The following is a 14,408-nucleotide window of genomic DNA, read 5'->3' as shown; positions in this document are numbered from 1 at the left end:
GTCGTCCGACCGGTTTACCTGGAAACGAAGTCCGTCTTCCGGTAGCCCTGGATGTAGAGCAGCGCGGTCAGATCGCCGTGGTTGATGCGCATCTGCGCCTCGGCGGCGACGGCCGGCTTGGCGTGGAGGGCGACGCCGGCGCCGGCGAGGTGCAGCATGCCGAGATCGTTGGCGCCGTCACCGACGGCGATCGCTTCTTCCGGCGAAATGCCGAGGCGGGCCGAAATCTCGTTCAGCGCATCGACCTTCGCCTGCTTGCCGAGGATCGGTTCGGCGACGAAGCCGGAGAGAATGCCGCCGTCTTCGAGCAGCGTGTTGGCGCGGTTCTCGTCGAAACCGAGGGTGGCGGCGATGCGGCTGGTGAAAACCGTGAAACCGCCGGAGACAAGCGCCGTGTAATGGCCTTTCGACTTCATGGTGGCGATCAGTTCCGGGCCGCCCGGGGTGAGCGTGATGCGCTTGGCGATCACCTCGTCGACGACGGATATCGGCAAGCCCTTCAGCAGGGCGACACGCTCACGCAGGGCAGGCTCGAAGGCGATCTCGCCGTTCATGGCGCGGGCGGTGATGGTGGCGACCTTCTCCTTCAGGCCGACTTCGGCGGCGAGCTCGTCGATGCATTCCTGGCCGATCATCGTCGAATCCATGTCGGCGATCAGCAGCTTCTTGCGGCGGGTCTCCTGCTCCTGGATGACGAGGTCGATCGGCGCGCTTGATATGACGGCAAGGATATTGGCCTCGGCCGTTTGCACGTCCGTGCCGTCACGCAGCGCGATATCGCAGGCGATGCCGTCGGCCAGCCAGTAGAGACCGGAAGCGTTCACGGCCTTGGCCGCCTGCTCGGCGATTTCGGGTGTCAGCACGGGATTTGACGGATTGGCAACAAGCGTGGCAACGAGGGCCATGATGGAAAACCTTCTGAGCACAGTGAATGCGATCCTGATAACCGGGCCGACCGCCAGCGGCAAGTCCGCGCTCGCCGTCGAATTGGCCAGGCGCCATGACGGCGCAGTCGTCAACGCCGACAGCATGCAGGTCTACGACACGCTGCGGGTGCTCACTGCGCGCCCGTCGGAGGAGGAGATGCAGGGCGTGCCGCATCATCTCTACGGCCACGTGCCCGCCGGTGCGGCCTATTCCACCGGCGCCTGGCTGCGGGATGTCTCGGCATTGCTGCCGGCGCTCAGGGCCGCCGGGCGGCTGCCGGTCTTCGTCGGCGGCACAGGGCTTTATTTCAAGGCGTTGACCGGTGGTCTCTCCGATATGCCCGCGATACCGGAGGCGCTGCGGGAGACCCTCAGGACGCGGCTGCTGGAGGAGGGCCTGGACGGGCTCTATGGCGAACTCGCCGCGGCCGATCCCGCCATGGCGGCAAGCCTCAACCGCCAGGACGGGCAGCGGATCGTCCGGGCGCTGGAGGTGGTGAAGGCGACGGGGCGGTCGATCGCCGATTTCCAGGGCCAGTCGGGACCGGTGATCATCGACGCCGATGAGGCCCGCAAGATCGTCGTGCTGCCGGATAGGGCGGTACTGCATCAGCGCATCAACGGGCGTTTCGAAAAGATGCTGCAGCAAGGTGCGGAAGATGAGGTAAGGGCGCTGCTTGCGCTCGATCTGCCGGCCGAGGCGCCTGTGATGAAGGCAATCGGCGTGTCGCAGATTACGGCGATGGTCCGGGGCGAGATGACGCGCGACGAGGTGCTGGAGAAGGGGGCTGCGGCGACGCGGCAATATGCCAAGCGGCAAATGACATGGTTTCGCAACCAGATGGACGATAGCTGGGAGCGGCTGACGGTTTAGGCTTCAGCTCGTTGCGGGCCTCCTGCTTGAAACATCTGCTGGCTCAGCAGTTTGACGAGTTCGCTAACCGCCGCCTGCAGCTGTTCCGGCAGAAATCCGCCGAAGCCCAGCATCAGGCCGGGGCGCGCCGGCCGCGTGGCATACATCGGGGAGATCGCCCGCACGGCGAGGCCGGCCGAGAGGGCGCGGGCTGCGAGTTGCACGTCGTCGACTTCGTCGGGCAGCCATAGAAGTATATGCATGCCCTGGTCGCTCTCCTGGACGCGGCAGCCCTCAGGCAAGGGCCGATCGAGCGCCGAGAGCAGAACAGCGCGGCGTTCGGCATAGAGGCCGCGGATGCGCCGGATATGCGCTTCGAAATAACCTTCCCGCATATAGGCCGCCAGAACGTGCTGTTCGGCGATCGGCGAATGCCGGTCGAGAATGGCACGGGCGCCGGCAAAGGCTTCTGCGAGCGGAGAAGGGGCGATGACGTAGCCGAGGCGCAGGGAAGGAAAGAGCACCTTGCTGAACGTGCCGAGATAGATGACGCGTGACGGACGCAATCCCTGCATCGAGGGAAATGGGTGTCCGGCATAACGCAGCTCACTGTCGTAGTCGTCCTCGACGATCCAGGCGCGATTTTGGTCAGCCCAGGCGATCAAGGCATTACGCCGCGCCATGCTGAGCGGCATCCCGATCGGATATTGGTGCGAAGGGGTGACGAATGCGGCGCGGGCCTGCGGACATAGCTCGAGGCCGCGTTCCACGTTCATTCCCTGTGCGTCGACCGGCAGGCGGTGCATTCGTACGCCGAGATCGTCGAGCACTGCCGTCAAGCCGGGATAGGCCGGGTCCTCAGCCCATACCGGATCGTCACGCGAGAGAAGGACCCGGCCCGCCATATAGAGGCCTTGCTGGGTGCCTGACGTGACGATGACCTGTTCCGGCTCGCAATGAACGGCCCGCGCGCGCCGGACGTGGTCGGCAATGGCAAGCCTGAGTTCGAGCAAGCCCATGGGGTCGTGATAACCCGAGGGTGCGGCCTGTCGCGACGCGCGGACGCGATTGCCGAGACGGCGCCAGTTGTCGTCGGGCGCAATACCGCAAGCCGGGACGGCGATGGCAAAGGGAACGGCCGGGTGCGGGGTGAGCGCACGGGCGATGGCGATCAGCCGGGCAGCCTGGGAAGGCAGATCGACAGTCTCCGCGCCTGGCGGCACTGGCGGTGCAGATGGGAGCGCTGGCGTGGCGTCGATCAGGTCAGCGGCAACATGGGTTCCGGCACCGACCCGCGCTTCGACATAACCTTCGGCGGTCAACTGATCGAACACCTCGACGACAGTGCCGCGTGCGATTTTCAGCGAAGTCGCAAGGCTACGCGTCGAAGGAAGGCGTTCTCCCGACCTCAGCTCACCGCGGGCGATTCCGTTCCGCAGGGCCTGCGCAAGCTGGCGACCGACATTAGCCGTTCGATCGATCGCGTTCAGCGATGGTATCTCGATGATGCTGCGCCGTTTGGACATCGCAAAATGGTCTATTGAAATTCTTCAAAATGGCGCTTCATGATGGACCAATTATTGAGGAAAAGGAAGCGAATTGGTGGCTTCGCGATGGCGCACTCTTCGTCTTCGGGTGTGCCGTGCGTGTGCGCAAACTTCTGGAAACAGGTAAATGCAGGATCTTCTCGTCGTCTACATCGCCTACGCAATCGCTGCAGGCAGTCCTGGACCAAGCAACATGGCCATCATGAACGTGGCGATGCGGCAGGGGCGTCGACCGGCGCTGGTTCTTGCCGCCGGGGTTATCACGATGTCGACATGCTGGGGGTTGGTCGCGGTCACCGGCATCTCGACACTCCTGGTCCGCTATGCTCATGCCCTGCTGCTTCTCAAAATCGGAGGTGGGCTGTACCTCCTCTGGCTCGCCTGGAGGGCGGCTCGCTCGGCAACCATGTCTGATATGCCGGCAAGCGAGGTCGTTCGACCCGCCGTGCAACTCGGCATGCTCTATCGTCGCGGCGTCCTGATGCATCTCGGCAATCCGAAGGCGGTTCTGGCCTGGGTCGCGATCATGTCGCTCGGCCTCAAGCCCGGCGCTTCGCTGGAGATGGCCGTCACAGCTTTCGGCGGCTGCGTGCTTCTCGGGATCTTGATATTTACCGGCTATGCCATGCTCTTCTCGACGGCACCGATGGTGCGCGGCTACACCCGTGCGCGGCGATGGATCGAGGGAAGTCTCGCCGTCTTTTTCGCGGGCGCCGGATCGCGCCTGCTGTTCTCACATTGACCAGATTTTCAGGATCGCATGATGTCTGTCGCCTCTCCGTTTCATGGTCTTTCGGCCTTTCCGCCAACTCCCGCCGATAGGGATGGCCGGGTCGACACCGAAGCTCTCTGCCGCCTGCTGGAACCCCTGTGCGATGCAGGCGTCGCTTCGATAGGCCTTCTTGGCAGCACTGGGATCTACGCCTTTCTCGCACGCGAGGAGCGACGGCGAGCCGTTGAGGCCGCGGTCGAGTGCGTTCGCGGTCGTGTTCCGATCGTCGTCGGTGTCGGTGCTCTGAGGACAGACCACGCCCGGACCCTGGCGAGGGATGCGGATGCGGCTGGTGCGGATGCGCTTCTGCTTGCGCCGGTGTCCTACACGCCGCTTACTCAGGAAGAGGCCTATCAGCATTTCCTTGCCGTCACGGATGCGGCGAAGCTGCCGCTTTGCATCTACAACAATCCCGGCACGACCCACTTCACCTTCAGCCGGGACCTTCTGCAGCGCCTGTCTGACATCGAGACGATCAGGGCAGTGAAGATGCCTCTGCCAGTTGACGGCGATTTCGCAGGCGAACTGGCGACATTGCGTGAGAAGACCAAGCTTGCGATCGGCTACAGCGGCGACTGGGGCGCTGCCGAAGCGCTGCTTTCAGGTGCCGACGCCTGGTACAGCGTCATCGGCGGCTTGCTTCCGCGCGTCGCAGTTGCCCTGACCAAGGCCGCGACTGCAGGCGAGGATGGGGAAGTGCGTCGGCTCGATGGTCTTCTCGAGCCGCTCTGGCAAACGTTCAAGGCGTTCGGAAGCCTTCGTGTGATCTATACGCTGATCGACCTTCTCTCACTCGCCAGGGCAGAGCTCCCACGCCCTCTCTTGCCGCTCGGACCGATGGACCGGCAAAGGGTGCTCGAGGCCGTCGAGCCTCTGATCGCACTGGAGAGCGAGTGGAAGGCTTATTCCTTGTTGTAAAGGCTGCTCAGCGGTTTTTTCAGAATGCTTTCGCGCAGCGACGTGCCGGGCTCCCGGCGGGAGATCGCTGGCTGATCCGCCGGTGGTGCCGGCCGGGGAAAGACTGGCTCATCGCGGCGCATCTCGCGGCGAAGCGCGTCCAGCCGGGGATCGATCGCGGGTGACGTGGCCGGGTCCAGCCGCGGCGTCTGCGGCAGCAGTTCGCGGCGGTAGGATTCGAGCGGCGCGGAGGCGGGCGGCGCGGCGGAAGAGGCGGGCGGCGTGTATGGCTTCGCGTCAAGATCCTCGTCGGCTGCGTCAGTCTCGTCGAAACCTGCCGCGGACGCGGCATAGCTCTGCTGGAAATTCGAAATGTCGGGTCCGACGGTCACCGCCCGCATGCGGGTGACGATCTTGCGCAGATCGACCGTATCCGGATCTTCCTCGCTGTTCTTGCTGTTGGCGCTGCTCGCCTTCGGCAGGAGCTTTTCGTCGACGCGAGAAAAGCGCATGCGCATCGGCACGCTGATCGCCTCGCCGAAGGCGATCGCCTCGCCGTTGCCGATCGAGGAGATGAAGCTGGTCGTCGAGATCGACGAGTTCGGAATGGCCGAGCGGATGATTTCCTGGTCTCGGTCGTTGGCGAGGCGCATGGCAAAGAGCGTCGAACATTGCGACAGGATCGTCTGATCGAGCTCGCCCGGCCGCTGGGTGATGATGCCGAGCGAGACGCCGTATTTGCGGCCCTCCTTGGCGATGCGGGCGATCGCCTGGCGCGTCGGCACGAAGCCGAGGCTTGGATCGGAGGGGATATAGCGGTGAGCTTCCTCGCAGACGACGAGCATGTGGATGGCGCCGTCGCTCCACAGCGCCACCTCGAAGGCCATGCGGCAGAGTACGGAGGCGACAGAATTGACGACCTCGGAGGGGATGCCGGCAAGCTGGAAAGTGCAGATCGGCCGGTTCTCGCCGGGGATGCGGAAGATCTGCGCGATGGTTTCGGTGATCGTGTCGCTGATCGTGTTGTTGGAGAACATGAAGTGATAGCGCGGATCGTTGATCGCAGCGATGAGGCGCATCTTCAGCGACCGCAGGAAGGGCTTTTCCGAGCGGCCTTCCAGGCGGCCGATGCGCTCGTCGATCAGCGCCAGTAGATCGGCCATGCGGTAGGGAACCGGCGTGTCGGCGGTGATCGAACTCTTTTCCGTCGTGCGGCGCACCAGCGAGTTGTCGCTGCCGCGGAAGGCGCGCTTGGCCTCCGGCAGGATATCGCGCAACATGTCAAGCTCTTCGGGCACCGGCGGGCGGCCGCGAAACACGACCTCGGCAAATTCCTCCAGCCGCATCAGCCAGAAGGGCAGGTCGAGCGTATCGGTATCGATTGTGACGGCGTGCTCGGGAAAGGCGGCGGCGAATTCATTATGCGGATCGAGGATCAGGACGCGCAGCTTCGGATCCGCCGCGATTGCCTTGTGCAGGAGCAGCGACACGGCCGTCGACTTGCCGACGCCGGTGGAGCCGACGACGGCGAAATGCTTGGAGAGCATCGTGGGGATATGGATCGCCGCATCGATGCTTTCGTCCTGCGTCAGCTTGCCAATGACGGCGGTTGTACCTTCGCCGGCATCGTAGATGCGCATCAGGTCGGCGGATCGGATGCGGTGGGCGATGGCGCCGAGATAGGGATAACGCGAGATGCCGGTCGAGAATTCCTCGCGCCCGTCCTCGTCGACACGGACTTCGCCAAGCAGCTCGGTCTCGATCTTGAAAATATTGTCTTCGCCTTCGCCCCAGGCATGGCTGCCGGTGTTCATCTGATAGACGAGCGCGACGACGCGGTTGCGGCCGACGCTGATCGAAATCAACCGCCCCACGGACCAGAGTTCGGTCAGGTCGGTGCCGCCCTGTTCGGCAACGGCGGCAATCGTCGCCCGCGAACCGCTGCATGCGACGACGCGGCCGAGAAAGCGATTTCCCGGCGCATGGCCATCGCGGCGATCATGCTCGCCTGCCTTGCCAGGCGTGCGCAAGTCGTTGTTGAGCAAAGGGCTACTCCCTGCGGTAGCGTAGAAGAATAAAGTCGATCCTTTAACAAATCCTTCATCCTATCGATTTTCGGGGATGCAGGCGTGGGGCAGTTTTTTATTGCGGCATGCGTTGACGCTGCGAAATTTTCTGTCTATCACTTCCGACCATGAAAATCGCAACGGCTCTTATCGTGGTGGGAAAGCGCATGGGCAGGATGGTGTAACCATCCGGCGATAGCCACCCATGCGCTAGATGACAGGCTCCTCAGGGGCCTTTTTTTATGCCCGAAATTCGGGCTTCCGGCCACAAACGCAATCCCAGCATCAAACGGAACAGACAGATGAGCACGGACAATCAGGCGGCAGGCAATCGGATGACGGGAGCGGAGATCGTTCTCAAGGCGCTGAAGGACAACGGTGTCGAACATATTTTCGGCTATCCGGGCGGCGCGGTCCTGCCGATCTACGACGAGATCTTCCAGCAGGAGGATGTCAAGCACATCCTCGTCCGCCACGAGCAGGGGGCAGGCCATGCGGCCGAAGGTTACGCCCGCTCCACCGGCAAGGTCGGCGTCATGCTGGTGACCTCGGGTCCGGGCGCTACCAATGCGGTCACGCCGCTGCAGGACGCGCTGATGGATTCGATCCCGCTCGTCTGCCTGACCGGACAGGTTCCGACCCCACTGATCGGCTCCGACGCCTTCCAGGAATGCGATACGGTCGGCATCACCCGGCCCTGCACCAAGCACAACTGGCTGGTCAAGGATGTCAACCAGCTTGCCGCCGTCATTCACGAGGCCTTCCGCATCGCCCAGTCCGGCCGTCCGGGCCCCGTCGTCGTCGATATTCCGAAAGACGTGCAGTTTGCGACCGGCACCTACACACCGCCCGCCGATTACGCGATCCAGAAGAGCTACCAGCCGAAGATCCAGGGCGACCTCAACCAGATCCATGCCGCGATCGAACTGATGGCGAATGCGCGCCGTCCGATCATCTATTCCGGCGGAGGCGTCATCAATTCCGGCCCCGAGGCTTCCAAGCTGCTGCGCGAGCTGGTCGAGCTCACCGATTTCCCGATCACCTCGACGCTGATGGGCCTCGGCGCCTATCCTGCTTCAGGCAAGAACTGGCTGAAGATGCTCGGCATGCACGGCTCCTACGAGGCCAACATGGCGATGCACGACTGCGATGTCATGGTCTGCATCGGCGCCCGCTTCGACGACCGCATCACCGGCCGTCTCAATGCCTTTTCGCCGAATTCGAAGAAGATCCATATCGATATCGATCCGTCCTCGATCAACAAGAACGTCCGTGTTGATATCGGCATCCGCGGCGATGTCGGCCATGTCCTCGAAGACATGGTCCGCCTGTGGCGGGCGCTGCCGAAGAAGCCGGAGAAGGGTCGCCTGGAAGACTGGTGGACCGATATCGCCCGCTGGCGCGCGCGCAATTCCTTCGCCTATACGAAGAGCAGCGACGTCATCATGCCGCAATATGCGCTGGAGCGGCTCTTTGCGCATACCAAGGATCGCGACACCTACATCACCACCGAAGTCGGCCAGCACCAGATGTGGGCGGCGCAGTTCTTCGGTTTCGAGCAGCCGAACCGCTGGATGACCTCGGGCGGTCTCGGCACGATGGGTTACGGCCTGCCGGCAGCGCTCGGCGTGCAGATCGCCCACCCCGACAGCCTCGTCATCGACATTGCCGGCGACGCCTCGATCCAGATGTGCATCCAGGAAATGTCGGCGGCGATCCAGCACGATGCGCCGATCAAGATCTTCATCATGAACAACCAGTATATGGGCATGGTGCGCCAGTGGCAGCAGCTGCTTCACGGCAACCGCCTGTCGAATTCCTATACCGAGGCGATGCCCGACTTCGTCAAGCTGGCGGAAGCCTATGGCGCCGTCGGCCTGCGCTGCGAAAAGCCGGATGCGCTCGACGACACCATTCTGGAGATGATCGAGGTCAGAAAGCCTGTCATCTTCGATTGCCGCGTCGCCAATCTCGCCAATTGCTTCCCGATGATCCCCTCGGGCAAGGCCCATAACGAAATGCTGCTGCCGGACGAAGCCACCGACGAAGCGGTCGCCAATGCGATCGATGCCAAGGGTCGCGCGCTCGTCTGACATTTTTAATTTGCGCATAATCCTTTCCGAAAATCGTTTCCGATTTTCGGGGTTATGCGGCAGGGAAGAGGAAACTCAGGACCATGAACGCTCACCTACAGCCCACGGGCTCCGCTTACTTCATCTCGCCGGAAACGGCGGCCGTCGAAAGCCACACGCTTTCGGTTCTCGTCGACAACGAGCCGGGGGTTCTTGCCCGGGTCATCGGCCTATTTTCCGGCCGCGGCTACAATATCGAGAGCCTGACGGTCTCCGAGACCGAGCATCAGGCGCATCTTTCCCGCATCACCGTCGTCACACGCGGCACGCCGCAGGTGCTGGAACAGATCAAGGCGCAGCTCGAGCGCATCGTGCCGGTGCATCGCGTCGTCGACCTGACGGTGCGTGCCCGCGAGCTCGGCCAGGACCGGCCGATCGAGCGCGAGGTGGCGCTGGTCAAGGTGATCGGCGAGGGCGAGATGCGTGCCGAGACGCTGCGCCTTGCCGATGCCTTCCATGCCAAGGTAGTGGATGCGACGGTCGGTCACTTCATTCTGGAGATCACCGGCAAATCGTCGAAGATCGATCAATTCGTGGCGATCATGAAGCCGCTTGGCCTCATCGAGGTGTGCCGTACCGGGATTGCGGCGATGAACCGCGGCGTGCAGGGCATGTAAAGATACAGCCCGGGCATGTAAGATCACAGCCCGGGCATGTAAGATTACAGCCCGGGCATGTAGGATTACAGCCCGGGCATCTAAGCCCGATGCTGATAATTGGGAAAGCCGCTGAAGGTCAGAGCATCTCCAGCGGTTTTTTCTTTGTGGGCGGCGGAAAGGCGGCGTCGAGGGCATCCCAGTCGTCGTCGGTGATATCAAGCGAGACGCAGTCGCGGTTCTCCGCCGCGCGTTCGGCATTCGAGGTCTTCGGGATGACGATGACGCCGTCGCGTTCCAGCAGGAAGGCGAGCGCCAGTTGGGCAGGTGTTGCCTGATAGGCCTTGGCGATGTGGATCAGCTCGGGATGGTGCAGGATATTTCCCTGTTCGATCGGCGAATAGGCCATGACGGGAATGCCGCGGCTCTGGCACCAGGGCAGCAAATCGAATTCGATGCCGCGGCGGGAGAGATTGTAGAGCACCTGGTTGGCGGCGACATTGGCGCCATCGGGCACTCTAAGCAATTCCTCCATATCGTCGGTGTCGAAGTTGGAGACGCCCCAGGCGCCGATCTTGCCCGATGCCTTCAACGTTTCGAAGGCCGCGACAGTCTCAGTGAGCGGATAGTTGCCGCGCCAGTGCAGCAGATAGAGATCGATACGATCGGTGCCGAGCCGTTCGAGACTGCGCTCGCAGGCTTCGATCGTGCCTTTCAGGCTGGCATTCCAGGGATAGACTTTGCTGACGATGAAGACTTCGTCGCGCCGCCCCCTGATCGCCTGGCCGACGATCTCTTCAGCGCCACCGTCGCCGTACATTTCGGCGGTGTCGATCAGCGTCATGCCGAGATCGATGCCGGCCTTGAGGCTTTCGATTTCGGCCTTGGCATGGCCGGCATCCTCGCCCATGGCCCAGGTGCCCTGGCCGAGCGCCGGCACCTCAGTGCCGTTCGGAAATGTGATCGATGGAATCGGGTCGTTCTGCATGGGTTTCTTCCTACAGCGCCGCGCGTCCTTGAGACGGACGCTGTAGCACTTTGAATGGCTGCATGATTTTATCCTTAAATCGATGGCGATTTAGGGAATTATGCAGTCGGCAAGAGATTGGGCCGGGTCTCCATCTTTCAAGTAATCCTGTCACCATGACAATGATGCAATGGTATCGGCGGTTTAGGACAGTTATCCTGACCTAAATAAACGGGCCGCGGAAAAGCTGGCTTCGGGAGGTCGCATGCCGCTGGATACATTTCTCGCCCTCGTTCTGTTCGCCTTCACGACCTCGATCACGCCGGGGCCGAATAATATGATGCTCTTCGCATCGGGCGTGAATTTCGGCTTCCGCAGGACGATCCCGCATATGTTCGGCATCGGCGTCGGTTTCTTCTCACTGCTCATCGGCGTCGGCCTTGGGCTCGGCGCGCTGCTGCACACGGTGCCAATGGTCTATACGGCGCTGAAATTTGCGGGCGGTGCCTATCTCGTCTGGATCGCCTGGAAGATCGCCTCGTCGCGCTCACTCAGCGAAGGCAGGAGCGGCGTCGAGCCGATGTCCTTCTTCGCGGCGGCCGCCTTCCAGTGGGTCAACCCGAAAGCCTGGGTGATGGCGGTCACCGCGATGGCGACCTATACCAATCCGCAACTCTACCTCGTGAGCGTGCTGATCGTCGGTCTCGCCTTCGCGGCGGTCAATGTGCCCAGCGTTTCGACATGGGCAGGCTTCGGCTCGGCGCTGAGGGAGTGGCTTTCCGATCCGGTGCGGCTGAAATGGTTCAATATCAGCATGGCGACACTCTTGGTGCTAAGCCTCTGGCCGATGCTAAAATAGAGCGATCGACGGCTTCGTTAGCATCAGCCAGAGAATGCCGATGACGGCTGAGAAGGCCGGAAAGCCGCAGGCGAACCAGATGCGGTAGAGGCTGAAATAGGCCGGCGGCAGGGCTTTTCCCGCCGCCGCTGCGGCCCGGGCGAGATCGCGCAGCCGGATCTGGATCCAGACGACCGGCAGCCAGAACAGGCCGGTCACGACATAAAGCAGCAGCGACAGCGCAATCCATCCCTCCGACAGGTCCCAGCCGATCGACCGGGCCAACAGATAGCCGGTTGCCGGCTGGAGAAGGGCTGCGGTGGCGGTGAAGATCGTGTCAGCGATGACAACCGTGCTGGCGACATGGGCGATCAACCGGGGATCGCGCGTCCGGTGTGCCATCACCATGAAGAAGGCGATGCCGGCGCCGGTGCCGAAGAGCACCGTCGCGCCGATGACATGGGCAAGCAGCAGCCATTGCTCAAGCATCAGCGTTCATCCAGGGTGGCAAGTGCGGTGAGTGTCAGCAGGATCGACGGCAGCACCTTGACGAGGGGACCGAGCGGATCGAGCCAGAGTGCAGGTTCGAGCAGGCTGGCGCCGGCAAGATAGGTGAACGACACGGCCAGCATGCCGAGAAGGGCACGTTGCGCCAGCGGGCGAAGGAGGACGGCAGCACCGAGAGCGATGTCGATCAGGCAGGTTGCAAGCGTCAGCGCTGTTGCCGCGGCCTCAGGCATGAACGGCAGGAAGTGCGCGGACGTCTTCTCCAGCGCCAGCAGCGGGATCAAACCTGAGAGCAGCCAGAAAACGGACAGGCCAGATATGACGAGCGGCTTCAGAAGATACAGCCTGGCAAACCAGAGATCCTGTACGCCGGACGGATTGGCCGCGAGCGTTGCTCGGGCCGAGAGAGTCGGCAGGCCTGACGGTGTCGCGCGATCTATGCTGATACCTTCGGACATAACGGTTATGGCGGTGGAGCGCAGCGGCGAGCGCCAGCCGAGATGACCGGCCATATCCGCAAGCCATGTGACCGGCCTTGCAAGAATGGACGGAAGGGAAATGACTGGTGCATCCGGCAGGCCGAGCCAGGCGCGGTGGAGTTTGACGAGGCTCGCGAGCGAGTGCCGTTCCTCGGCCGCCAGTTCGATATCGCTGCCGGAGGGCAGCGTACCGGAGATTGCGGCTGAGACTCCGGCGGCGACATCTTCGACGGCGACGGTTTCGACCGGGCTGTCGGCGTGGACGAACGGCAGGACGAGGGGGAAGGCAGCGAGGGAACGCAGCAGCGCCGTACCGCCATGGGCGTTTCGGCCAAGCACTAGCGCCGGGCGCAGGATCACGTAGGGAATGCCGCTTGCGGCAAGCGCCAGATCGGCGGCGCGCTTGGTCGCCAGAAAGGGCCGGTCACGACCGGCGCCGTCGGTGCGCGCCGATATCTGTATGATCAACTTCAAGCCGGCCATGCGCGCTGCTCCCTGCAGCGCGATCATCGCCCGTTCCTGCGTGGCGGCAAGGTCGTCAGACAGGCCGTCTTGCAAGGCGCCAGCGCTGTTGACGACAATCTGTTGGCCTTCAAGCACCGTCGCCCAGTCGGCCGCGTCGGTCATCTTATCCAGATTTGCGCTGATCCAGCGGATGCCGGGCTGGCGGAAGCGCGCCCGGCCGGGATTGCGGCCAAGCCCGGTGATGACATGGCCGTCCTCTAGCAATCTTGCGGCGACCGCTGAACCGATAAAGCCTGTAGCACCGAGAATGAGGATATTCATAAGGAGGAGGTTATCGAAAAATCGGAGACGGTGTCTTTGAGGTCAGGAGTTGTCGTCATGCGCGGCAAGGACAATAACCCGTCTTGACCCTGATGCCTCAAGGAATTTTACGCGGATCGATTTTTGCCATGGGAACTGCACATTCGGTCACGACCTGCGCTGCCAGTAGCGGGTCTATCCTTTGCTCGTCGATCGCGAAAGCAAGCTCGATTGCCATGCCGATCGCCAGCGGCCGCCGCCGGACCGGGACATGGTTCATGTCCAGAATCTGCCGGACGATCGGCCAGAGGCGCCTGACATAGCTGATGGGCAGGGCGCCGGGCTGATCGTCATCCGCCAGCCGTGGCCTGCCGAACTGCTGATCGCCGATGGTGGCCGCGACATGGCGAAACGTACTGAGGACCGTCTCTTGCGGCAGGACCGCGCCCTGGTTTCTAGCGGCGCCATAGGTCAGCGCCAGCAGAGAATCATGGCCTTCCAGCAGAGAATCATGGCCTTCCAGCAGAAAAGCATTCGGCAGATTGCCGGCGTAGTAGCGAGATCCATCCCTTGTTTCCACGATGACTAGATCGGCGCCGTCGCGGCACTGTCCTGCTTCAGCAACATCGAGGGCGGCAATAACACAGGAAAATCCACCGATCGCTCCGAGCGCCGCCAGCAGATCGATCATCCGAAAACGGCCGTCTTCGGCGATTTCCTGATGAATCCGGTGGAGGAGGGCGCGGGCCACGAGCCTCGGGCCTTGCAAGGGATTGCCGGCTTCGCTCCGGCGCGGATCGTCCCGCACAGCGCTTTGCGCACGGGTCTTCATTTCCTCTGCGTGAGGCGAGGAGGCGGAGGCGGGCGGAGTGGTTCTTCGGCCGAATGTCGGAGTTTTCATGGCATGCAATCTGAAGATGAAGCCATTAACGTTTGGTTATATCGGCGGCGCGAAGGACGGCTTGCTTAACCAATCCCTATTCGTCTGGCCGCATCTTTACGAGAAACGCACTTGGCGGCCATCCGGCCAGCACCTAAGATCGAGCCGCCTATTCGGGAGGGA

At 62.6% G+C, this 14,408-nt stretch carries 13 protein-coding genes; 6 read left to right on the top strand and 7 right to left on the bottom strand.

Annotated features, from left to right (window positions below):
- Positions 1-14: 14 nt before the first annotated feature.
- Positions 15-905 (bottom strand): phosphoserine phosphatase SerB, encoded by an 891-nt coding sequence (gene serB, locus C3Y91_RS35080; protein WP_018482826.1) that lies wholly within the window; start codon positions 903-905, stop codon positions 15-17.
- Between serB and miaA the strand changes: the two genes are divergently transcribed.
- Positions 904-1,800: a tRNA (adenosine(37)-N6)-dimethylallyltransferase MiaA gene (gene miaA / locus C3Y91_RS35075; RefSeq protein WP_130661931.1), complete on the top strand. Its 897-nt coding sequence runs from the start codon at positions 904-906 to the stop codon at positions 1,798-1,800. The two genes, serB and miaA, sit on opposite strands and share 2 nt — an antisense overlap.
- Here miaA and pdxR read toward each other — a convergent pair.
- Positions 1,797-3,305, bottom strand: coding sequence for a MocR-like pyridoxine biosynthesis transcription factor PdxR (gene pdxR, locus C3Y91_RS35070; protein WP_130697148.1), 1,509 nt, complete (start codon positions 3,303-3,305; stop codon positions 1,797-1,799). The two genes, miaA and pdxR, sit on opposite strands and share 4 nt — an antisense overlap.
- Positions 3,306-3,453: 148 nt before the next feature.
- Here pdxR and C3Y91_RS35065 point away from each other — a divergent pair, with 148 nt between their 5' ends.
- Positions 3,454-4,068, top strand: coding sequence for a LysE family translocator (locus C3Y91_RS35065; RefSeq protein ID WP_018074196.1), 615 nt, complete (start codon positions 3,454-3,456; stop codon positions 4,066-4,068).
- A gap of 21 nt (positions 4,069-4,089) precedes the next feature.
- Positions 4,090-5,016 (top strand): dihydrodipicolinate synthase family protein, encoded by a 927-nt coding sequence (locus tag C3Y91_RS35060; protein ID WP_130687143.1) that lies wholly within the window; start codon positions 4,090-4,092, stop codon positions 5,014-5,016.
- Here C3Y91_RS35060 and C3Y91_RS35055 read toward each other — a convergent pair.
- The gene (locus C3Y91_RS35055) at positions 5,001-7,040 is read right to left on the bottom strand and encodes an ATP-binding protein (protein ID WP_130692201.1); all 2,040 of its coding nucleotides are present in this window, start codon (positions 7,038-7,040) and stop codon (positions 5,001-5,003) included. The two genes, C3Y91_RS35060 and C3Y91_RS35055, sit on opposite strands and share 16 nt — an antisense overlap.
- A 323-nt stretch (positions 7,041-7,363) precedes the next feature.
- Between C3Y91_RS35055 and C3Y91_RS35050 the strand changes: the two genes are divergently transcribed.
- Together C3Y91_RS35050 and ilvN are read left to right on the top strand one after the other, a co-directional pair.
- A complete protein-coding gene (locus tag C3Y91_RS35050; protein ID WP_018074198.1) occupies positions 7,364-9,154 on the top strand; it encodes an acetolactate synthase 3 large subunit in 1,791 nt (596 codons plus the stop codon).
- Positions 9,155-9,237: 83 nt separating this feature from the next.
- Entirely contained in the window at positions 9,238-9,810 is a 573-nt protein-coding gene (gene ilvN, locus C3Y91_RS35045; protein WP_003560902.1) for an acetolactate synthase small subunit, read from the top strand.
- Positions 9,811-9,928: 118 nt separating this feature from the next.
- On the opposite strand, the gene C3Y91_RS35040 is transcribed toward ilvN, so the two are convergent.
- A complete protein-coding gene (locus tag C3Y91_RS35040) occupies positions 9,929-10,777 on the bottom strand; it encodes an aldo/keto reductase (protein ID WP_018074199.1) in 849 nt (282 codons plus the stop codon).
- A 244-nt stretch (positions 10,778-11,021) separates the two neighbouring features.
- On the opposite strand from C3Y91_RS35040, the gene C3Y91_RS35035 reads away from it, so the two are divergent.
- Positions 11,022-11,615, top strand: coding sequence for a LysE family translocator (locus C3Y91_RS35035; RefSeq protein WP_018074200.1), 594 nt, complete (start codon positions 11,022-11,024; stop codon positions 11,613-11,615).
- Here C3Y91_RS35035 and C3Y91_RS35030 read toward each other — a convergent pair.
- The 3 genes from C3Y91_RS35030 to C3Y91_RS35020 all read right to left on the bottom strand — a co-directional run bounded on the left by C3Y91_RS35030 (position 11,607) and on the right by C3Y91_RS35020 (position 14,177).
- Positions 11,607-12,083, bottom strand: coding sequence for a DUF2269 family protein (locus tag C3Y91_RS35030; protein ID WP_024320821.1), 477 nt, complete (start codon positions 12,081-12,083; stop codon positions 11,607-11,609). The two genes, C3Y91_RS35035 and C3Y91_RS35030, sit on opposite strands and share 9 nt — an antisense overlap.
- The gene (locus C3Y91_RS35025) at positions 12,083-13,366 is read right to left on the bottom strand and encodes an SDR family oxidoreductase (protein WP_130661924.1); all 1,284 of its coding nucleotides are present in this window, start codon (positions 13,364-13,366) and stop codon (positions 12,083-12,085) included. Before C3Y91_RS35025 ends, C3Y91_RS35030 begins: the two co-directional genes overlap by 1 nt.
- A gap of 97 nt (positions 13,367-13,463) precedes the next feature.
- A complete protein-coding gene (locus tag C3Y91_RS35020) occupies positions 13,464-14,177 on the bottom strand; it encodes a hypothetical protein (protein ID WP_130692197.1) in 714 nt (237 codons plus the stop codon).
- Positions 14,178-14,408: the final 231 nt, after the last annotated feature.

This window comes from Rhizobium ruizarguesonis (assembly GCF_012349115.1).
Taxonomy (GTDB): Bacteria; Pseudomonadota; Alphaproteobacteria; order Rhizobiales; family Rhizobiaceae; genus Rhizobium; species Rhizobium ruizarguesonis.
Note: the sequence above shows the minus strand (reverse complement) of the source record. Positions and strands in the feature narration are given on the sequence as shown.

Coding starts and splice junctions, on each gene's coding strand:
- C3Y91_RS35030 (WP_024320821.1), bottom strand. CDS start 12,083: ATGCTTGAGCAATGGCTGCTGCTTGCCCATGTCATCGGCGCGACGGTG.
- C3Y91_RS35040 (WP_018074199.1), bottom strand. CDS start 10,777: ATGCAGAACGACCCGATTCCATCGATCACATTTCCGAACGGCACTGAG.
- C3Y91_RS35050 (WP_018074198.1), top strand. CDS start 7,364: ATGAGCACGGACAATCAGGCGGCAGGCAATCGGATGACGGGAGCGGAG.
- C3Y91_RS35060 (WP_130687143.1), top strand. CDS start 4,090: ATGTCTGTCGCCTCTCCGTTTCATGGTCTTTCGGCCTTTCCGCCAACT.
- C3Y91_RS35020 (WP_130692197.1), bottom strand. CDS start 14,177: ATGAAGACCCGTGCGCAAAGCGCTGTGCGGGACGATCCGCGCCGGAGC.
- C3Y91_RS35035 (WP_018074200.1), top strand. CDS start 11,022: ATGCCGCTGGATACATTTCTCGCCCTCGTTCTGTTCGCCTTCACGACC.
- serB (WP_018482826.1), bottom strand. CDS start 905: ATGGCCCTCGTTGCCACGCTTGTTGCCAATCCGTCAAATCCCGTGCTG.
- C3Y91_RS35025 (WP_130661924.1), bottom strand. CDS start 13,366: ATGAATATCCTCATTCTCGGTGCTACAGGCTTTATCGGTTCAGCGGTC.
- miaA (WP_130661931.1), top strand. CDS start 904: ATGATGGAAAACCTTCTGAGCACAGTGAATGCGATCCTGATAACCGGG.
- C3Y91_RS35065 (WP_018074196.1), top strand. CDS start 3,454: ATGCAGGATCTTCTCGTCGTCTACATCGCCTACGCAATCGCTGCAGGC.
- pdxR (WP_130697148.1), bottom strand. CDS start 3,305: ATGTCCAAACGGCGCAGCATCATCGAGATACCATCGCTGAACGCGATC.
- ilvN (WP_003560902.1), top strand. CDS start 9,238: ATGAACGCTCACCTACAGCCCACGGGCTCCGCTTACTTCATCTCGCCG.